The sequence below is a fragment of the Rahnella sp. PD4 genome, from assembly GCF_049199325.1.
GTDB lineage: Bacteria > Pseudomonadota > Gammaproteobacteria > Enterobacterales > Enterobacteriaceae > Rahnella > Rahnella perminowiae.
In genome coordinates, this window is sequence record NZ_JBLZQF010000002.1 from 631,014 (window position 1) to 651,927 (window position 20,914).

General features: G+C 43.9%; 17 protein-coding genes and 2 pseudogenes. 4 read left to right on the forward strand and 15 right to left on the reverse strand.

The genetic code is table 11. From position 1 onward, the window contains the following. Positions 1-32: 32 nt before the first annotated feature. The 5 genes and pseudogenes from ACOZIO_RS07465 to ACOZIO_RS07485 all read right to left on the reverse strand — a co-directional run. Positions 33-554: a GPO family capsid scaffolding protein gene (locus ACOZIO_RS07465; protein WP_421595146.1), complete on the reverse strand. Its 522-nt coding sequence runs from the start codon at positions 552-554 to the stop codon at positions 33-35. A 9-nt stretch (positions 555-563) separates the two neighbouring features. Beyond that, complete coding sequence (locus ACOZIO_RS07470) at positions 564-1,565, reverse strand: P2 family phage major capsid protein (protein ID WP_421595147.1); 1,002 nt, start codon at positions 1,563-1,565, stop codon at positions 564-566. An 18-nt stretch (positions 1,566-1,583) separates the two neighbouring features. Beyond that, a complete protein-coding gene (locus ACOZIO_RS07475; protein ID WP_421595148.1) occupies positions 1,584-2,438 on the reverse strand; it encodes a hypothetical protein in 855 nt (284 codons plus the stop codon). A 5-nt stretch (positions 2,439-2,443) separates the two neighbouring features. Then, positions 2,444-2,662: an AlpA family phage regulatory protein gene (locus tag ACOZIO_RS07480; RefSeq protein ID WP_421595149.1), complete on the reverse strand. Its 219-nt coding sequence runs from the start codon at positions 2,660-2,662 to the stop codon at positions 2,444-2,446. Positions 2,663-3,285: 623 nt separating this feature from the next. Beyond that, positions 3,286-3,579: pseudogene (locus tag ACOZIO_RS07485) on the reverse strand (integrase core domain-containing protein); the annotation flags it as partial. A 432-nt stretch (positions 3,580-4,011) separates the two neighbouring features. Between ACOZIO_RS07485 and ACOZIO_RS07490 the strand changes: the two are divergent. Beyond that, complete coding sequence (locus ACOZIO_RS07490; protein WP_421595150.1) at positions 4,012-9,534, forward strand: DUF3320 domain-containing protein; 5,523 nt, start codon at positions 4,012-4,014, stop codon at positions 9,532-9,534. A gap of 236 nt (positions 9,535-9,770) precedes the next feature. Here the strand turns inward: ACOZIO_RS07490 and ACOZIO_RS07495 are convergent, their stop codons facing one another. The 5 genes and pseudogenes from ACOZIO_RS07495 to ACOZIO_RS07515 form a co-directional block, all read right to left on the reverse strand. After that, positions 9,771-10,046 (reverse strand): hypothetical protein, encoded by a 276-nt coding sequence (locus ACOZIO_RS07495; protein WP_129952268.1) that lies wholly within the window; start codon positions 10,044-10,046, stop codon positions 9,771-9,773. After that, positions 10,043-10,342 (reverse strand): hypothetical protein, encoded by a 300-nt coding sequence (locus ACOZIO_RS07500; protein WP_235173813.1) that lies wholly within the window; start codon positions 10,340-10,342, stop codon positions 10,043-10,045. Before ACOZIO_RS07500 ends, ACOZIO_RS07495 begins: the two co-directional genes overlap by 4 nt. Before the next feature lie 96 nt (positions 10,343-10,438). Continuing rightward, positions 10,439-11,173: a hypothetical protein gene (locus ACOZIO_RS07505; protein WP_421595151.1), complete on the reverse strand. Its 735-nt coding sequence runs from the start codon at positions 11,171-11,173 to the stop codon at positions 10,439-10,441. A gap of 227 nt (positions 11,174-11,400) precedes the next feature. Next, complete coding sequence (locus ACOZIO_RS07510) at positions 11,401-11,808, reverse strand: YbjP/YqhG family protein (RefSeq protein ID WP_258453696.1); 408 nt, start codon at positions 11,806-11,808, stop codon at positions 11,401-11,403. Between the two features lie 658 nt (positions 11,809-12,466). After that, a pseudogene (locus tag ACOZIO_RS07515) lies at positions 12,467-12,577 on the reverse strand (type VI secretion system tube protein Hcp); the annotation flags it as partial. A 158-nt stretch (positions 12,578-12,735) separates the two neighbouring features. On the opposite strand from ACOZIO_RS07515, the gene ACOZIO_RS07520 reads away from it, so the two are divergent. Next, entirely contained in the window at positions 12,736-13,014 is a 279-nt protein-coding gene (locus ACOZIO_RS07520; protein WP_129952265.1) for a DUF3761 domain-containing protein, read from the forward strand. 68 nt (positions 13,015-13,082) lie between these two features. Here ACOZIO_RS07520 and nlpA read toward each other — a convergent pair whose 3' ends face one another. Further along, a complete protein-coding gene (gene nlpA, locus ACOZIO_RS07525) occupies positions 13,083-13,901 on the reverse strand; it encodes a lipoprotein NlpA (RefSeq protein ID WP_421595152.1) in 819 nt (272 codons plus the stop codon). A gap of 232 nt (positions 13,902-14,133) precedes the next feature. Here nlpA and ACOZIO_RS07530 point away from each other — a divergent pair, with 232 nt between their 5' ends. Then, on the forward strand, positions 14,134-14,661 hold the full coding sequence (locus ACOZIO_RS07530) for a GNAT family N-acetyltransferase (RefSeq protein WP_421595153.1): 528 nt from the start codon (positions 14,134-14,136) through the stop codon (positions 14,659-14,661). A gap of 43 nt (positions 14,662-14,704) precedes the next feature. On the opposite strand, the gene ACOZIO_RS07535 is transcribed toward ACOZIO_RS07530, so the two are convergent. Genes ACOZIO_RS07535 through ACOZIO_RS07550 form a run of 4 tightly spaced genes read right to left on the reverse strand, consistent with a single transcriptional unit; the run spans position 14,705 to position 19,565 of the window. Further along, entirely contained in the window at positions 14,705-16,243 is a 1,539-nt protein-coding gene (locus tag ACOZIO_RS07535; RefSeq protein WP_217233153.1) for an MFS transporter, read from the reverse strand. A gap of 39 nt (positions 16,244-16,282) precedes the next feature. Further along, the gene (locus tag ACOZIO_RS07540; RefSeq protein ID WP_217233163.1) at positions 16,283-17,305 is read right to left on the reverse strand and encodes a Gfo/Idh/MocA family protein; all 1,023 of its coding nucleotides are present in this window, start codon (positions 17,303-17,305) and stop codon (positions 16,283-16,285) included. 14 nt (positions 17,306-17,319) lie between these two features. Next, positions 17,320-18,387, reverse strand: a complete 1,068-nt coding sequence (locus tag ACOZIO_RS07545; RefSeq protein ID WP_129952260.1) for a Gfo/Idh/MocA family protein — start codon at positions 18,385-18,387, stop codon at positions 17,320-17,322. Between the two features lie 2 nt (positions 18,388-18,389). After that, positions 18,390-19,565: a Gfo/Idh/MocA family protein gene (locus ACOZIO_RS07550; RefSeq protein ID WP_421595154.1), complete on the reverse strand. Its 1,176-nt coding sequence runs from the start codon at positions 19,563-19,565 to the stop codon at positions 18,390-18,392. A gap of 285 nt (positions 19,566-19,850) precedes the next feature. Here ACOZIO_RS07550 and ACOZIO_RS07555 point away from each other — a divergent pair, with 285 nt between their 5' ends. Continuing rightward, the gene (locus ACOZIO_RS07555; RefSeq protein WP_129952258.1) at positions 19,851-20,912 is read left to right on the forward strand and encodes a LacI family DNA-binding transcriptional regulator; all 1,062 of its coding nucleotides are present in this window, start codon (positions 19,851-19,853) and stop codon (positions 20,910-20,912) included. Positions 20,913-20,914 lie beyond the last annotated feature (2 nt).

The following is a 20,914-nucleotide window of genomic DNA, read 5'->3' on the forward strand; positions in this document are numbered from 1 at the left end:
TTCAACCGGGTGGTAAGATAAATGAAATATAATCAATTGTTTGAAATTGCAGAAACCCAGCCTTTACCGGCCATGGTAATACTATCTTTCAAAGAGAATACTATAGGGTTACTAATAAGCGTCTTGGCATCAAAACGGGAAAAATAACGTTTATTAACACTAAACTTTAGTCGATCGGTTCCAATACTTGCTGGACTATCAGTCACAGCTAATCCACTGAGATAAAAACGACCAACGTCCGGAAAATCGTCTTTAACTTCTATCGAACAAAACAACTTCTGCCCATGTTCGTTATAGCTCATTAGCTTTGCTGTAGGTCTAATTCTGACATATAGCTTCTTCAACCCTGCGGAAGTCTCACTACGCGCTTCCAAGACTTCACCCAAATTATCTAGATCACGATTATGTTCTTCCCAAATTAATGCGGTATATAACTTAGGATTGTACGTTTCAGCCAAATCAGTGATCCAGGAGGGTTCTATTTTACGCCCATCCATTGTGTCTCCTTCTGTAGCCACACACACCCACCCCGTCGACACCGGTGAATATTCCATTGTTAGCCCCTACAGCAGCGTGATGGCGTTTTCATCCGCCGCCGCATACAAAAATCCATTGCCCAGTGCATAGCCTTCATTGCGCAGATAGGCGTGCTGATACTCAGCTGAATCATCCACAAACTCAGCGCGGAAGCGGCGTGAGCCTTTCTGCGTGTAGATATGAAGATTTTCAAGCGTTGTAATAGCCAGACGTGTACCCGGCATGAATGGCGGAACAAAAGCAAAGCGCCCTGCAATAGAGCTGGTCAGCAACTGCGCCGCAGCAGTATCGGAAAGTGAGCGATCTGCGGCATTAAACAAACACAGACGTTCTTTTGCTGCCAGTTCGGCACCGACCAAAACCACCAGACGCGGGTCTTCCCGGAAGGCTTCAGGGATTTTATCTTTGATAAGCTGATTAGCCAGAGCATCCAGATGCGGATAGTCGCCACCTTCGCCCAGGCTAAATTTTTCAGTGATGACCTGGGAGCCGTTATTAAACTCTCGTGCTATAGCATGCCAGCCGGTATTAATATCCTCTCCTTTAGGGTTCTCAATGGGATTAGTAGGCAGTCCGGCATATTCACCGTTAAACCCAATCCGCAGCATATCTAAAGAAACAGCACGACCAAAAAAATCAGAGAGAAGGCTTACAAATTTATCAAAGCTATTGATGTTAGCGAGCTGCCCCAATTGTTCGTAAGATAATGAAACACAGGAATCTGTTTCAACTAATTCAAAAGGCGTGCCATTAACAGTTAGTTTCTTTTTAAAACGCCCTGATAACACACGCCCTGAATGCAACGAGTTATCACCAATCTCAATAGCTTGCCCGGTAGAACTATCAATATCACGCAGAGTAATACTTCCCATCATCCAACCTGATTCTAACATCGCTATATGCAAAGAATTTTCGGAGGGAGTCGATATGGTAAATTCCCCTTCTTTATTATTACTGAAATATTCTGCACCTCGAGTGAAAAGTTGATGAAACTGCTTCGCCATATCAGGAATTAAATGTACTGCCATGTCTTATACCTTCTTATTTCAAATTGATGAATTCATCATGTGTGTTTTTCTATGCATGCGCTGATCATGCAGACATTTACTATTTACATAATCAATGGCCGTCATTCTTTGACGTAGCTCGGCATTTAGATTGCTGAAGTATTCACGATAATATCGAGCCTTACTTTCTCCACCATTAGCTATTTCATATTTACTTGTAGGTACAGTGCATAATGAAATAATTTTTCTCAATGCTGTCTCCAGCATATCCAGCTCTTTCCAAGCATATAAAATTGGACTATCTGACTTATTAAAGTAAGATTCTTTGATCGGACATCCTTTAAGATATTCCATAGGTATTCGCGTAAGAATTACCGGCATCAAACCAGGCGCATTGTTCGCAGATAGCATCTCAGCCTGCTTGCGTAACATGCCTAAAAGCTCTCGACGCTCATTTAATAGCTTGTCGGCAGATGCAATATACCCATCGATACGGTCTTTTCTGTATTCGAGATCCTGCAAATAAGCTCGTAAGCTTTCATAGCCACCAAGTCCGCTACGTTTACCTTTATGGGCTTGGGCAATATCGTCATCGATACTTTTTGCATCAGCCAAAGCATCTTTATAAGCTTTATTAGCTGCATTAATGACACTTAACCCGCGCTCTACTAATAGATTCATTTCTGAAGCATTACACTCAGTATAAGGAACCTCATACCCTGTCAATTTTTTAAATTCCTCACGCAGTGATTTTATTTCATTAAAGCGCTTAATCTCTATAGTTCGAATAGCATAACCACCATCAGAGTGCCCTTCACTGAAAGTGATAGATTTATAGTTAAGCACTTGATCAATATTGCTATCTTTACAAAAATTTAAATCTTCACTACCCATTATAACTAACTCCTTCTTTTAATATTCTCTTTAATCCAATCTTCAATTTCACTTTCAACCCACGCAACAGAGCGTTCTCCAATCATTACGTTCTTTGGAAATTTTTCACACTTCATCATTTTGTAGAGTGTTGACCTTGGCAAGCCTGTAGCACTAAGTACAGAAGCGAGCCTTATTAATCTTAATGAGTTAGATTGAAATTCGTTTCTACTATTTATAGACATGACTCTCCCTAGTTAGAAGATAAATTAATATTGGACATTCTCAGATGTTATCGGATGCGCTAAGACTGCCATTATAAGTTTGAGTTGTAAATATGGGATAATTAGGGGGAGTTAGCGATTTAATATTGACAATTAAATATCTTGAAGGGTGAGGAGTCCTTATTAAGGGTGCTCAGTAATATTCATTAGTATCCCTTCGTATTCGTTAGTATCTCTTCGTATTTGTATGCTGGTGAGGAATACTGATAAGTGGTGAGGTGTGGTAAAAATAATAAGTAAAGAATTGTAAACAAGAGTCATCTATCTAAGAAAGCCTAGCTTAAGTGATATTGGGTAAAAGATCATAAGACTTATGCGCAAACTTAAATGCGCATAGAAAAATGTATAGGAAAACACTTAAAAGATAAACAATCACTTATTAAACAGCTGGATATAACACAAAATACATTCCTGTAGGGGACACCATTTCAACCCTTTGCAATGCCTGCCAAAACCCACCAAACCCGCACACAGCAAGGCTTGAAGCCTGATTTCAATTCCAATCAAAACCATTAAAAAGGATGGGTAGTGCTACCGAAAATGTCCCTTTAGAGTACCCTTCAGTTAGTGTCGTCCCTCTGGTTTTAGTAACATCGCCAATCAGGATCTCCGTTTTTGCCTCGCATAGATGCATAGATATAGATAACGTGTGGCATATCACCCACTGAGCTATTCGGATGTTTCTCGTTATGTTATATGCGCCAGTTTTCTATTGCTTCGCAGACTTCAGACAAGATTCTGAACAGATACATATCGAGTATTTCTGTTTATGGTATTTTTGGTATTTTGTTAAATTGCTCAATAAATCCATTCTGTATCGGCTTATCGGGCCGAATAAAATCGAGTATCACTCCATGGCATTTTACACATTCTACTAAGTGAGATAATTAAAAAATAATATTGATAATGATAGCGCAATGTTAAAAGTACCATCATTACAATTCCCGGATAAAGCACATCAAAAGTCTATAGTTCAAGACAAAGGATAGTTCCAATAAGGATTTTAGCTAATATATAAATAGCTATATAAATCAGCAAAATAAAAAAAATATCATCAAAATTTTGAATCTTTACACTAAATTTAAATTATATTTCAAAACAACCAACCTTTTTCACCAAAAAACACAGAGCAAAAAACTAAAATGTAACAGATTGATTTTAAATAGCTTTGTATAAAAAATTGAAAACTAGTAGAAAACTCTTAAAGTTTGAATAAAAAAATTCTAATATGTGAGGAATTTCTAAATTGATAGAGTAAAAAGGCTCATACCTTCAAACTCTTGTAAATAATTATTCAAAGGTAGGAATTAATGGATGAAAATGAAGGTTCACTTTACAGAAACTCAAATCTATCACTCAATCAGAAACTTGAAAAGGCGCGAGCTGAACTCTTAGATCTTACAGCCAGAAACCGCTTACTCAACATACCTAAATCAAAAAATACTAAATTCTTAGAAATTGTTAACGAACGGTCTGATATTCTGTTTAAAATGCTTTACGAGGAAAAAAAGTCTTTTACATTTCTTCATGGAAAAGAAGATAAGAAAGCGGATGAAAGTGATGGAAGCAATGATAGCGATCCAGATTCTGAAGATGTTATTTTTTCAGAAGACTCAGAAGCTAACCATACGGATACAAAACTTCAGACCAAACTCACGCCTAAGACTTTGCAGAAAAAGTTATTAGATCTATATTATGATTCCAAGACTCTTGAAGAAGAGCAAGGCATTAATATCCTTTTCCTATCTTTAGGCTCATTAAAGTGGATAGATCCTAATAATAAAGAAAATATTCGCCACGCCCCTTTATTATTGATACCTGTTGAATTAATGCGTGGTAAAGCAGGCGAACGTTTCAAAATTAAAATCAGAGATGAGGATATTATTAGCAACCTCTCTCTTGAAACCTTTCTTAGTCGTGTACATCAAATTAATTTGCCTGATTTGAATATTGAAGAAGAGTTTTCTTTAGGCGACTATTTTTTATCGGTTAAACAAACTGTTTCACTGAAAGAAGGCTGGGACGTATTAGATAACGAAATTAACTTAGGTTTATTCTCTTACGCTAAGTTTATGATGTATACAGATTTAGACCCAGATAACTGGCCATTAGGTTCAAAAATAACAGATCAAGAAACAATTAAATGCCTTTTAGAAACAGGTTTTTCTGGTAAAGAAGAGTTAATTCCTGATGATATCGTTATTGATTCAGTAATTCCACCCTCTCATATGTTACATATTTTGGATAGTGATAGCTCACAAACTCTCGCTATTCACGAAGTACGCAATGGTAAAAGTTTGGTCATTCAAGGCCCGCCAGGAACAGGTAAATCGCAGACAATAGCAAATATTATCGCCTCAGCTGTTGCAGATGATAAAAAGGTCTTGTTTGTTGCTGAAAAAATGGCAGCCCTTGAAGTAGTTAAGCGTAGGCTTGATCAAGCCGGTGTTGGAGATGCTTGTATAGAATTACATAGTAATAAAACTAATAAAAGAGCATTTCTTGAAGAGCTTAAACGAGTTTGGGAGCTAGGTTCACCACGAGGAGAATTTCCAGATACGTTAATAAATAACCTGACAGAAAATCGGGATATTCTTAACTCTCACCCAATAAGAATTCATAAAATTTATACTCCATCTGAGCTAACGCCTTATGAGGTTATGGCGCAACTCATACGTCTCAGACAAGCAGGCTATAATCCTAACGATTTCAGCTTAGAAGGTTTTGATTTATGGACTAATGATGACTTTGATAGAAGACATGCGCTCATTAAAGAATTGATTGAAAGAATTAGTGATATTGGCACTCCAGTTTTTCACCCATGGAATGGCGTTAATCGGACAGAGATACTTCCAAGTGAAGTGGAACGTCTCATTGCAGCATTAGCTAGTTTGAATTCTAATTTTCTAAATAACATTCATGAATACTTCAGCATTTCAAAAATTATAAGCAAACATTCTAGCATTGCAACAATCAATGAATTACAGAAAATTATACGCATCGCAGAGTTAATAAATTCAGCGCCAAAAATCTTACCAGAATCATTGATCTCCCCCCTCTGGAGTAGTTCTCTGGAAGAGATCAAGACCCTAATTAACGAAGGGTTTGCGTATCAAGAACTACATAATAAAATTGAAAACAAAATACGTTTAGAAAAATTTCATGAAGATGTTGCAAATATTGTAGATGTTTATCGTGAACTGCCACATGATTTTGATATAAAAGCATTCATCACCACTCATAAGCTTAAATTTATCACACCAAAACTTTCAAAAGAAGCTTCAAGATTACAGCAAGAATTAGGCTCAAAAATAGGATTTTCGAATTTAAATGAAATTGAAAGCCTCATAGAGTTGGGGGAAAGTATCGCTGTTGCCCCTAATGTTAGTCCAGAGGCTTTCATTGCCACTGTCTGGGAAGGCGGCATTGATAAAGCTGCAAGTTTAGTCAGTGATATCAAACAGCTCGAAATTATCAAAAAACAAGTAAATGATATTTTTATTGAAAAATCGTGGGAGACAGAGGTAGAAAAAACGCGAAATTGTTTAGAAAACAATACTGGCGTATTTAAAATATTTAATAGTGAATGGAGGAAAGCTAAAAAGTTATCGCTTTCATTATTGAGAAATAATAGTTTAACTATACCACAGCAAGTCGAAAAGCTGGATCTTTTGCTTAAGGCACAGAACTTAAAAAAATCGATCTATAATCTGAATGATTTTGGACAATCTGCATTTAGTTCTGATTGGAGGGGCGAAGATAGTGACAGTGAATTATTAAAATCCCTTGTCGAATGGATGCGCACTCTTCGTGGTATAAACTCGGAGGCAAGAATCATTGCAAGTCGACTTGCTAATAAAGATGCTTTGATTTATCAAGTAAGTCAACTTAAAAAATTAAAAGACGAAGTATTAAGCGAAAGCAGTATTCTATGGGGTTCTTTCGGAAGCTCACCTGAGGACTATTTTGAAAACTGCTATTCTGTTAAAAATATTCCTTTGAAACTTCTGATAAATAAATCTGATTCGCTGAGTACTATTGATTCTGCATACAATGAAGTTTTTATTAACTCCGAATTGTTAGTTCCTGACCGTCTTGAGATTTTAAAGTTATTAATTAACGCACAACAAAAATTCAAAGCTATCCATTCATATGATGGTATCGCTCAATCAACACTTTCCCCTCTGTGGTTAAAAGATGAAAGTAACTGGGGTGAATTGCTTCAAGCCCACTCTTGGATTGCAACTAATGCTGACCTGAGAATCATAGCGTCCCAGATAGATGATAAACAAGGATTTGTCGATAACGCTAAAATTTTAAATGAAAATATCAAAGAACAGTTTGATAAACTTACTTTAATTATTAATACACTTTCTTCATCTTATCAAAGCATATTCAATAACTCTGACATTGATGAATTGAGTTTAAAATCAGTTGAGGAAAAAATCACTATTTGGATTGACCATTCTGAACAACTTTCAAAATGGGTTGCCTGGCAAAGTCGGGTAGCACTGGCGAAGGAATACGGTATTTATTCCTTAGTATCCGATCTCAGTCGAGGCGTCCTTTTACCTGAACATCTTTTGGGGACTTTTGACAGGGCTTACTTTGATTCCCTTTTAGCCTTGATGGTTAAAGATGAGCCGGAACTGGCTCGTTTTGATGGTGATTTGCATTCAAGAAGAGTAGCAAGCTTCGCTGAAATGGACTTACGAAGAATCAAAGCCTCGAGTTTTGAAGTTGTAAGAGCTCACTACAGAGCAATTCCTTCTAAAATTGGTGTAGGTCCGGTGGGCATTCTTCGCGGTGAAATGGCACGTAAACGTGGTCATATGGCTATCAGACAACTCATGATAAAAGCTGGTGCAGCTATTCAAGCCTTAAAACCGGTAATGATGATGAGTCCCCTTTCAGTTGCTCAATTTTTAGCGCCAGGCAAGCAATCATTTGATTTACTGGTAATGGATGAAGCAAGTCAGATACAACCCGTTGATGCATTAGGGGCAATAGCAAGAAGTAAACAGATAGTCGTTGTCGGTGATGAGCGTCAGTTACCCCCTACTTCGTTCTTTGCGAAGATGACAGGCTCAGCAGATGATGAGAATGACGATGACTCAACCCAGGTTGCAGATATTGAGAGCATACTCGGGCTTTTTGTTGCCAGAGGATTACCACAAAAAATGCTTCGCTGGCACTACAGAAGCCGCCACCAGTCATTGATTGCCGTTTCGAATAGTCAGTTTTATGAAAACAAGCTTTATATTGTGCCCAGCCCATACACGCAAGAAGCGGGTATGGGGTTAAGATTCCATCATGTGGAAGATGGCGTATTCGAATCTGGCAGCAACGCCAATGAAGCGAAGCGTGTCGCGACGGCGATTCTCGAACACGCGCGAAGCTATCCTAATTTATCCTTAGGGGTGGCGACCTTCTCAGTTACGCAAAGAAGGCGCATACAGGACGAACTTGAATTGCTGCGCAGACTTAACCCTGAGTTTGAGGACTTCTTTCATGCTCACCAAAGCGAACCATTTTTTGTGAAAAACCTAGAAAATATTCAGGGTGACGAACGAGACGTTATTATCATTTCTGTTGGATATGCCAGAAACCCACAAAACTATATGGCAATGAGATTTGGTCCTCTTGGCGCTGAAGGCGGTGAAAGACGTTTGAATGTTCTTATCAGTCGAGCAAAGAGACGCTGTGAGGTTTATGCTTCTATAACCGACGAAGATATCGTTCTCGAAAGGGCCAAAGGGAAAGGTGTATTCGCCTTTAAATTATTCCTGCAGTATGCAAGAACAGGACGCCTGTCAGTTGCAGAACGCAGCGGTCGTTCAATGGATAGTGTGTTTGAAGAACAGGTAGCAAACGCTTTACAAAAGGAGGGGTATCAGGTTCACCCTCAGGTTGGTATTGCGGGGTTCTTCATTGATTTAGCTATTGCCGATTCCAATATGCCGGGACGCTACCTGATAGGCATTGAGTGCGATGGTATTACTTACCATTCTTCCCGCTCTTCAAGAGAGAGGGATCGCCTACGTCAGGCTGTACTTGAAGATCATGGTTGGATTATTCACAGGATTTGGAGTACGGACTGGTTCCAGCGTCCCGAAGAGCAACTTCAGAAAACTCTCTCTGCTATCCAAGCGGCTAAGAAAGAGCTTGAAAATCGTTCTGAAACCTCACTATCCCCTTCTAGAGCTGTGCCAGTAGAAATCGTCACAGTTGAAAGAGAAACTGTCACTGAAATCGGTTTAGAGATTATTGATGACAGCTTAAACGAAGCTATTATATATGTAGAGGCGTTACCAGACGTTGATACAAGAGTCCAGATTCATGAAACGCCTGTTGGAATACTCGCAAAAATAGTCGAACAAATTGTTCTTGTTGAAGCTCCGATACATATGAATGAAGTAATCACTCGGATAAGAACAGCTTGGGGTTTACAGCGTGCTGGGGCTCGTATTGAATCAGCAGTTAACAATGCTATTCAAATCGCCTTAGGTAACGGAAAAATAATACTTAAAAATGATTTCCTTACAGTAAATGATCTTAATATTACAATAAGAAATCGACAAAATGTATTATCACAGACATTAAGAAAGCCTGAAAATATTTCTCCCGAAGAAATCTCAATTGGTATAGTTGCTACTATTTCAAAAAGCTTTGGAGCAACTCATGATGAACTTGTCATCTCAATATCAAGATTGCTTGGATTCAAGTCTACAAGTTTACTGTTAAGATCCAATATAAATGATGCAATCCAAACATTAATTAACTCAAACAAAATAAAATTAGAGAATGGGCTTCTAATTTTGCAGATAGATTGATATTAGCATAGGTACTGTCAACACTAATAAAATTAGTGCGAAGCAGTACTTATTCATTTAATTTCATTGATAAGATTCATATTAAAAGAAGAGTTAATAGCGAAAAGAAAAATGAAATAGTCAATACTACAAACCGGAGGGACTACAGTGCCACTTTGAGCCATGCAGCAGGCATTAAAATACCGCCCAATGAGTTGGTCGGCATTTAGCCGCTAGTGCTAGTTTTGCCAAGACCACTAGTCACTCTGAGAGACTGAGTCGTCACTTTGGCTGATAAGTCTCTCAACTATCGCTCGCCCCTTAGGGGTAATTACATAGAAAGGCATTGCTGGCTTATTGCCTTCAACTATGTTGATCATTCCATCCTCCGCAAGTTTCGCTACATAACGTGGTACCTGCCCAACCCCGCCCAAGCCCCTTATCGAAAGCATCCGATCCAGAGTCATCCAAGTCCATTTTTTCTCATCAGCCATTAAAACCTTGAGAATATCCTGTTCTGCTTTAGTCATCATTTAAACGCATCCGGGTGATAAAGTTGATTATCTCGCAAACCGAATTCCTCAAGGGTTGCTGTGTGGGCGTTATTCCATAAATCATACGCTGCAACACCGTCTGTTGGTTGCCCTGACTCCCATCCTAAATTGCAATATCGTTGAAATTCACGGCATTCATGGGTGAAATAGTTCAAATCTACTGGTGCTGGGGCTAAAGTACCGTCAGAGATCTTTCGTAGCCGGTCAATCATAAAGTCATTAGCACTGTCGGGTTCGAAACGCGAAATATGAAGCTCAACGGTATCAACGCCCACGAGCGTGATGTTAACACCTTCTGTACTTAGCTTTTTAAGCGGCCCACCGGCCAAGTCAGGATCAAACTCTCGTAGACTTGCAGGCCCTCTTGCTCCCTATATTTTTTCAATGCTCTCTATTTCATGCATTGACCCCAACCGACCAAGCCCAAAGGCCGCGCCGATAGATGCCAAAGCAATAGCCGATCCTGCTGTTGTTTCATTAAGAACTTGATCGTAACCCGCCGGGGCATCTCCTCCGAGCTGCTGAGCTGTTTTGGCGTAGCCTTCTATGTTTCCATTGTAGATACCGCCAGCAGCTAATAACCGCCCGGCAGCTTTACTATTGATTGTCTTAGTTGACTGGGCATGTTGAACAGGCGCTGAACCCCAACCCCCGTAATCATATTTCTGAGTTGGAAGGGCTTTTACACCTTGTCTTTCAGCTACGGCGAATTCATAAGCATCCATAGCCTGTCGAATAAACCCTTCGTGGTACAGGTAGGCTCTGTCACAAATCAGGTCACCATTTTCATCAACGTAAAATGGGTTTTCGACCCAATTCCATTGCTCAGTGGTATCCACACCAATCAGCCAGCCTAACTGAAGATGCTCCTTTATTGAGTCGTAAATGGGATCCACATACCCGGCCTGTGCCCGTCGCCATATGGGCTGTCGTGAGTAAAGGCGCTCAGGAACACTAAAGGGCCTGAATCTGCTGCGGTAATTTCGCTCATCCAGATCATAGTGGGTTTTAGATTGTTCTAAAGCGTGCTCGGGTGAGCAGATATAGGCGAAGTCTTCTGGGCTGAGTTCCCATTTAATTTCACGGCCTTCGTAGAGTGTAAACATGATGCACCTGCTAATCCTTGCAGTTTGGACTGATCAGATTTTCATCATATTATTTTTTTGAGTTAACCAAAATTATTGTGTTTATATGCCTACATAAAAATTAGTTAGTGAAGTAAATGCATGCATTAAAACCGCCAAAAATAGGGCGATTTATTCAGTATGCCACTTCACTGTCACTTTGGTTTGTGCCGTAGTTGTGTCAGGTCAAGTGTCTGAGCTAATACATTTTAGGGCAGGTCTGTCACTGACCTAATTTTCCACCCTCCCTTATCTCTAACAAAGCAGGCGGCAACCCGTTTCCTGTCTGCCAGTCCAAAGGACATGTAAACGTTTGTGCAAACAGGATCAATAACCACCTTTTCAGCCGTTATATGCTGTAGCCAGTCCTTATCATCAAAGTCCTGAACTTTCGTGAAGTAATCAACATCAATCTCATTGACCTTATAGGCTTTCATCAGGCTGGCATATGTCCCGTGCTCTACGTATCCGGAAAGTTTCGGATTCTCCAGCGGGTTTTCAAGGCCACTAACCTGCTGGATGTACCAACGATAAAATATTTCAGCCTGCTGCTGCGGTGTTGTCTCAGCGCGCGCCACACAGGTAAACATCATTGCAGCCAGAATGTATCTGCGCATCACTCACCTCTTCCGCTAAATTTTATAGGCGGGCTGATAATGGCGATAGGCTTCGCCGGGGTACATTGTTCGCTGTTTAAAATCTGAGTACCAGCTTACTCCATCAAAAATAGCGGTATGTCCACAGGGGGGCCTGGTATCGGCTGGATTACCGCAACGTCCCCTTTTTCGGGTGGGGTGCCGCCTGGCATCTCATGAAATCCGGCCCCCTTAGTGACCCACCGAAATCATGAGCGTTCGCATGAGAAATGAGAAGCCCACCCTCCTCAATTGCCCTCGCAACATAACGCGCACAATAACCAGTGCTGTGAGGCTGCACATGTTGCCTTGCCCAGCTTATTGCTTCCTCTTTATTCCATGTCATATTAATCTCTCCGTTAAAACCGCTCAGATATTAGGCCTCCGGAATTGTTGTTTTGGGTTAATATGTGCCATAGATAACCTATATATTTATCGCCATTTAAATCCTCCTAATGAATACACTCACATTAACTCTAAAAACCCTCTTATTTGTCATTGTATTGAGTTAAATGCCCGTTCTCGAAAACTTCATTTTCATTGAAAAAAAATATTATGACTGAACGTTTTTTTAACATCATAGATCCACGTCATACAGCCCCTTAATAAACGGAGAGTTATTGCCACTTAGTTTTATTATTTACGCTTTTTCTTTCCCTGTATCGCTATGAATAACGTTACCATTGCAATATTTCCATGTAATTTTTTCATAACGTAGTGAAGCGGATTCTAAATGATTCATGTCTTCTCTACACCTGCCTGATAGAAGGAGATGCTGAACTAATCATTACGAAACTTAATAAGTCAGTTAACTACTGTTTAAATATCAGTATTGTTTATGTGGTTATCAGGAGTATTCTCCTCGTCAATCATTCAGGTCATACAACCTCTACAGGGAAAAGTGCAATCATGCGCTTACTGGGATTTTTCCTTTTTGCAGTGGCTCTTTTATGCAACACGGCTGTGGCCAGACAGCATACGCCGCCTTCTTCGCAGGATAGTGAACTCATTGAGCAAGGGGATTACACTAACTCAGACGGTCAGGAAATTCACCGTCCGGCGCATACCAAATCGGGAAAAGCGCCCGATGGCGCATCGGCTCAGTGCAGGGATGGAACATACAGTTTCAGTACGCATCGCCGGGGTACATGTTCAAGGCACGGCGGGGTGGCGGCCTGGCTGAACTGAATAAAAAAGCCCACCTTTAAGTGGGCTATTCAGGTTTACCAGCAGGTTAAATTGTCCGGTTTAGCCAATCACCAGCCCGGCACCGCGCCGCCGTTAAAGATTTTCTCCGCCGCTTTTGCCACTTCAGGCGACTGATACGATTTCAGAAACTCCTGCACATTTTCCGCATCTTTATTGTCTGGTCGTGAAACCAGAATGTTCACGTACGGCGAATTTTTATCTTCAATAAATACGCTGTCATGCACCGGTGATAACCCGGTTTGCTGGATATAGGTCGTGCTGATGATCGCCACATCAACTTTCGGATCATCCAGCACGCGCGGTAACTGCGCACCTTCCAGTTCCATAATATTCAGATGATGCGGGTTTGCGGTGATATCCAGCGCCGTCGGCAGCAGTCCTTTGCCCTCTTTCAGGGTGATCAGCTTCTCTTTTTGCAGCAGAAGAAGCGCCCGGCCTAAATTGGTCGGATCGTTAGGGATCGCCACCGTCGCGCCATCTTTCAGCTGATCCACCGTTTTGATTTTTTTCGAGTAACCCGCCATCGGGAACACAAAAGTGTTGCCAACCGCCACCAGATGATAACCGTGGGCTTTATTATCCTGATCAAGGAACGGACGGTGCTGGAAAACGTTCGCATCCAGATCACCATGCTCGGTTGCGTCATTTGGTAATAATGAACCACTGAAACCAACCAGTTCGACATCCAGACCGTATTTATCCTTCGCGACCTTTTTCGCCACTTCCGCCACATCCTGCTCTGCGCCATTAATCACGCCGACTTTGATATGCTTCGCATCGTCACTTTTTTGATCACAACCCGCCAGCAGTAATCCCGCCAGCAATACCACAGCACCCGTGCGTAAATGAGGTAACGTCAGTTTCACTTTTTTTCCTTAAAAAATAACCGCTAATGGACAATGGACTGACTATAGCAGGAGGATTACCGCAGTTTAAAAAACCAATAAAGCACTGCTAAGAAGAAAAAAGTATATAGATGCCCCGCTTAAGTCCGGCTAACCAAAGCTTTTCCTTATATCAGTGATAAAGGGTTTGCTCTCCCTGATACATTTGGGAAAGAGTAGGCAAAACAGAAATCACTGATGAGAACCTGCAAGAATGGAAATTACAGAAGCCGAAGCGCAGCATATTCCTGCGATACAGAAAATTTATGCCTGGCACGTGCTTCATGGAACCGCCTCGTTTGAGACGCAGCCACCGGATGAACGCGAGATGGCGGGTCGTCTGAAGAAAACTAAAGACGCAGGTTTACTCTGGCTGGTGGTTTTGCATGAAGGCGAAGTGAAGGGATATTGCTACCTCGGACATTATCGTGAACGCTATGCGTACCGCCATACCCTGGAGGATTCAATCTATATTGCTCCTGCTTTTCAGAAGCGCGGCGCGGGGAAAGCCCTGCTTCGCCGGGCGATAGACTGGGCAGAAACCCACGGCTATCGTCAGTTGATCGGTAACGTTGGTGACAGCGAAAATAAAGCCTCAATCAGCTTACATCTCGCTGCCGGTTTTCAGATGAAAGGCACGCTGCATTGCGTTGGATTTAAGCATGGCCGCTGGCTGGACACCGTGTTTATGCAGCGCGCACTGGGGGACGGAAACCAGACCCTGCCCGCACCGGATCACTGACAGGAAATCCCTGCGGGCCTTGTTGCTGCCCGCAGGCGACTGATTACTCAATCGCTAATTTTTCCCGCGTGGTTTTACGTGTCGCGCTGCCGCCCCAGACTTCGTTGTATTCGTAACCGGTCAGATCTTTAATCACCTTACGCGCGGTTTCATCACAATCTTCCTGAGCGCCGCCCAGTTTCAGGCGCGCCGTTTCTTTGATCAGAATTTTATGCGTATCCCGCGTTAGTTTGAATTTGAAAGTCATATAGAAACTGATCGCCAGCAACGCACCGGTGGCGAAGATCATTAGACCGATGATCGCGTGTAACGCACTGACCGGCTGAGCGCCCTGCCCTTTCACAAATCCACATTCTTCCAGCACCAGGCCAACGATCATGATGGCAATCGCGACGGTACTTTTACGGGTAAATACCATGACCCCGGCAAAGATCCCCTCGCGGCGTTTTTTAGTGACTATTTCGTCGACGTCCGGAATAAAGCTGTAAATATTCCATGGGATATAATAAAGCCCTGAACGTCCGAAACCTAATATAACAAATATGGAGGTAAATAGGATTAATGGTACTGAGGTCCTGGTGATATAAATATAAAACAGAACAGCCAGCACAATAAATATACACCCATACGCTATCCGCAACGCAGCTGACGGTGAAAGATTCAGGCGTTCCATAACCATCATATAAAAAATTGTCGATGGCACAGAAACAAAAGCCGCCACACTTAAATAACCGGAAACTGCCCCCACATCCTGATTCAGGCCATAAACCACATAATAGGTAAAGACAGCACCGAATACGTCCATGGCCGTGAAGGAAGCAATATAAATAATAATATGCTGACGAAACATACGGATATTAAACGATGAGATAAAATCTAAAACCAGACGTTTCAGATGATGCCAGAGGTTGCCGCCGGTTTCCATTTCCGGTTCCGGCTCATCCGGATCCCGCACATCTTTGGCTTCCCAGGTACACAGCCATGTGGTGAAAACCGCAATACAAAATACCGTGGCGAAAAACATACCGGTATAGGTATAGGTCATCGGATTATCTTTACCGGTAAACATCATGATCACCCCCGGCACAGACACGGCCAGGAAGCCACCGAGTTGCGAGCAAATCATACGCACACCGGCAAGGCGGGTACGTTCGCCAAAGCGGTTGGTCATCTCTGCCGCCAGCGTTTCCCACGGCACCAGCACCATCGCCGACAGTAATTCAATCGACAGATACGTGCCAAGGTAATACCAGTAGCCCATGTCTTTGATCCAGACCAGCGCATACAGGAACATCAGCGGCGAGCTGAGCAGCAGGAAAAACCGACGGCGGCCAAACCGTTTTCCAAGCCATGTATTGCCAAAGTGATCGGTAATATAGCCCATAATCGGACTTAATACGGCGTCAATCACACGGGCAATAGCAAAAATAGACCCCGCTTCTAAAACGGTTAATCCGCAATACATGGTATAGAAGAATAAAAGCCAGGTACCGATAACGGCGAATGCACCGCCACCAAATAAGTCGGTTACGCCATAGCCTATAGCCGTGCCGTAACCCACTCTGCGTTCAGTAGGTTTCATTATTATTATCCTGTGAATGTGAGGTAATTAATAAATTATTTAATCAGCCAGAGTGATCCATTTCCCTGATTGTGAAGAACGGTAGATTGCCCCGATAATATTCAGAGACACTCCGGCTTGTGAAACAGAGGTATAATTTTTTTCTTCAGGATGTCGAAGTGAATAATAGAAATTTGAAACGGCCTGACGGTGACTGTCACCCCAGTAGCTTTTGGTTGCTCCTGACGGACTGTCATCGCTGACCAGCAATGTTTTGTTTTCTCCTTCAGTCAGCCATAACGTGTTGTGATACAACTGCAGCAGTCCTTTTTCACAGTGGATCTCCAGCAGTAACGGCGAATCTGTGCTGTGGCAGTTGGTGGCATAAAACAATCCGCGGGCCCCGTTGGTCATTTTCAGACTGGCCATGGCGGTGTCTTCATTTTCCGTCACATCACTGAGAAAGGTTCTTTCGACCACCCCTTTCAGCGCCAGAACACCGCCACCAAACCACTGCATTAAATCCAGTGTATGAATTGCCTGATTGATCAGCAGGCTGCCGCCTTCGGTGGCAAACCGCCCGCGCCACAGGCTTTCGCTGTAATAGGCATCGCTGCGCGACCAGGTCAGAACGGCTTTGATGCTCAGCATGTTGCCCAGTTGCCCGCTTTCCAGCAGCATTTTGATTTTCTGGCTGGAAGGGTTCAGGCGGTTCTGATGACAGACGCCAATGTGTCCTGCGGCCTTTTCCTCCGCGAGTTTAATGGCGCTGACTTCGCCGCTATTCAGCGCCACCGGTTTCTCGGTGAAAATATGCTTTCCGGCTGCCAGTGCGGCGAGAATAGCCTCCTTGTGCAGATGATGCGGCAGACAGATATGCACCACGTCGATCTGCGGGTCCCTCAACATCTCATGATAATCCGTGTAAAAATCACACCCGTATTCCCGGGCCAGCGCCCGGCCTTTGCCGATATCGCACTCCGCAATCGCGCGTAACCGGCACTCCGGGTTCTGGCGGATCGCCGCTACATGGCAGGTATGGATAGCTCCGCAACCGATCACCGCAGCCTGAAGAGTTTTCATCATCTGCTCCCGTTTCAGTGGGTTTCGTTTGCCAGCATTTGCGCACGGACGCACAACTCGGCGGCTTTAAAGGCATGCTCCTGCGTCATGGCGTTTTCGGTACGGTTCAGGCAGTCAAGGATCAGTTGGCCAAAGAACGGGAAGCCGACGTGGCCGGAAACCGGGAAACGGAATTCGCCTTGCTGATTGACCAGATACACCACGTCCTGTTCGCCGAGCGTGAGATCGACATATTTGCGGATCTCGATATAACCCCCGGTACCGAGCAGCGTCAGACGGCCGTCGCCCCAGGTACTCAGCCCCTCAGGGGTAAACCAGTCGCAGCGGAAATAACCGCGCGCACCGTTTTCACCTTCCAGCATCGTGTCGCCGAAATCTTCAAAGTGCGGATATTGCGGGTGATTGAAGTTGAGTGCCTGTGCCGCCACCACGCGCGCATTATGGTTGCCGGTATAAAACAAAAATTGTTCAATCTGATGGCTGCCGATATCGCACAAGATGCCGCCAAAACGTTCCCGCTCGTAGAACCAGTCCGGACGCCCTTCACCTTCACGGTGCGGGCCCGTCCCGAGGGTCTGGATCACCCGGCCGATCGCCCCTTCCTGCACCAGTTGCCCCGCGAAAACCGCACTTTCAACATGCAGTCGTTCGCTGTAATACACGGCATACTTGCGCCCGGTTTCGGCCACTTTGGCCTTCGCTTGCGCCAGTTGTTCCAGCGTGGTCAGCGGCGCTTTGTCAGTGAAATAATCTTTCCCGGCCGCCATGACTTTCAGCCCCAGCGCACAGCGTTCAGACGGAATGCCTGCCCCGGCGATCATCTGCACTGCCTTATCATCAAGGAGTGTCTGCAATGAATCCGCAACCTTAACCTGCGGATACTGCGCGACAAATTTTTCGACTTTGGCCGGATCAGGATCGTAAACCCATTTCAGGCTGGCACCCGCCTCGATCAGCCCGTTGCACATGCCGTAGATATGCCCGTGATCCAATGCCGCCGCGGCAATCACGAATTCACCGGGTTTCACCACCGGCTGCGGTTTGCCTACCGGCGCGTAGTTCATACCATCTTTATTACTCATGTTCAGGCTCCTTTATCCATGTTTTTACCGAGCGGGATTGCATCTTCATCGGCGAAGTTATCTACCGAGGCGGATTTTTCATAAAAATGCGGTGCCAGCGACATCAGCCCGCCGGTCTGATAAAACAGATCGGAAGGGGTCAGTGGCAAAGAGACAATGCTGCGGGTAATGGCTGATTTATAAATTGCGGCGATAAGCTCCAGTGAGCGCTTGCCCTGAATGCCGTCGATCAGCGGCGCGGTGCCGGTTTCCAGTGCCGTCAGGAAATTGTCAATCTGGCCGGTATGCAGGGTATAAGTGAGTTTTGGGACAGACTGATAAATGTCTTCAAGCTGGTTTTCCCGATCCGTATCGCGCGCATCGATCGGGAAACCGTTAGGGGCAGAAATGCTGGCGTATTTATCCCACGGAGCAGAAATGCGCGCTTTCGTGCCCTGGATGACAATTTTCTGATCTTCCCCGTGATGCACCACCGACGCCGTCAGTTGGGTCAGTGCGCCGGAGTCGTATTTGAAAATAGCCGCCGAGAGATCTTCCACTTCGGCATTATCGTGCGCGGCGTTAGTGATCACCGATACCACTTCAGACGGGAAACCGAGCATCCACTGAATTGCATCAATATGATGAACGGCGTGATTGAGTGTGCAACCACCCGCTTCTTTTTCCCAGGTACCGCGCCACCATAAATCATAATAGGAATGTCCGCGCCACCAGAAGGAATCCACTTGCGCATGGCATACCTTACCGGCCTCGCCGGAATCGAGGACTTTTTTCAGCCGCCAGAACGCGTCGGTAAAACGATTTTGCGCAATGATCGATAACGTTTTCCCGCTCGCCTGCACGGCGCTGATCATCGCATCGCATTCCTGTAACGAGGCCGCCATGGGTTTTTCGCAAAGTACATGTTTCCCCGCATTCAGCGCATTAATAGAAATCTCAGCGTGAACATACGGTGGCGTACAAACGTCAAAAACGTCGATATTCGCATCATTGAGGATGTCCTCATGGCTGGCGTAGACTTTGGCTCCCGTGAGGCCGTAATGACGTTTTTTCTCTTCGGCTTTCTCCGGGTAAATATCTACCAGCGCAACAATCTGGCAACGGTCAGCAAACTCTAAATATCCCTGAATATGATTATGCGAAATATTACCCGTACCAATGATTGCTATTTTTAACATTATTTTACTCCTTAATATTTTACCGGACAGCAGACGAATTTAAGCGACATAAAGGACGTCACCCTGTTGAATTCTTTAAATATTCAGCGCGGATAAATACCTTATTTCTTGTTTGTGAGGTTTATATTCTGGAGAGTAGTAATGGTTTTTTTTTCCAACAACTGCTATTTGTGACAGGAATTGCAGTGCTGTTTGCGGGATTTGCTATCATCCTGAATAGCCCATGAATTACAAACAGTTAACCGTGGCAATAAGTCCATCTTCTTATGAGGCGTTGATCACAAAATGACGGGAAAATTAAAAATCAGGCAAATAGCGGAATTAACCGGGCTATCTCCGAGCACCGTTTCCCGTGTGCTGGCAGGGAAAGCAAATGTCAGCCCGCAGGCAAAAGAGAAAGTATTTACCCACGCAAGAAACATGGGTATTTTGCGCGATATTCCTGCCAGCCGTCTGTTAATGAATTGTCTGTTGATCTGCGCGCCACCCGCCGCCTTCTCCCCGCATGAAGACCGGTATTATTATGAAGTGATCCAGGAAATAAGCACGGAAGTGGCACGCTTTGATATACACGTGCGCAAATGTACGCTGGCGGTGAATGAGCCGGATATTGCTGTTTTTATGCAGGCACTGCATCAGCCGGATGTCGACGGGATCGTCATTATTGGTATTGATGATGTGATGCTGTACCGGCTGGCAGCAGAATCCAGCAAACCGGTGGTGATGATCAATGCCAAGGACAGTGAGATGCGTCTGGACTGCGTCTCGGCAGACCATTATTCCATCGGTTACAGCGCGGCAAATTACCTGTTCCTTAAAGGCCATCGTCCGGTGTTGTTGTTTACCGACCTGCGGCGAGAAACCATGATGCAACGGCTGGACGGTTTTAAACGTGCCTGTCTTGAGCATCACGTTGCATTCGAGGATACAACCCATTTGCTGATTAATCATGGCAATGGCCGGGAACAGGCCAGACAAACAATGGATAAATATCTTCGGGAGCATAAACGCGAGTCCTTACCTTCGGCCATTATCTGCGGCGGCGATCCGATGGCGTTAGCGACTGTGGAAGTCCTGACGGAGCACGGTATTAATGTGCCGGAAGATATTTCGGTGATGAGTCTGGATTTCGCTCACGAATCGAAAAGCGCGGCAGCGCAAAATTTCACGGCCGTGCACCTGCCATGTCGTGAACTGGGAACTGAAGCCGTGTATATCCTGCAAAGCCGTCTGATGCGCACCAATGGCGCGAAATTCAATCTGTTGTTACAGGGGAAAATTCATGCCGGCCAGTCGGTAGCCGATGTGAAATGGAAACGCAAAGGGTTGCAGCATACCGCCCGTTAGCC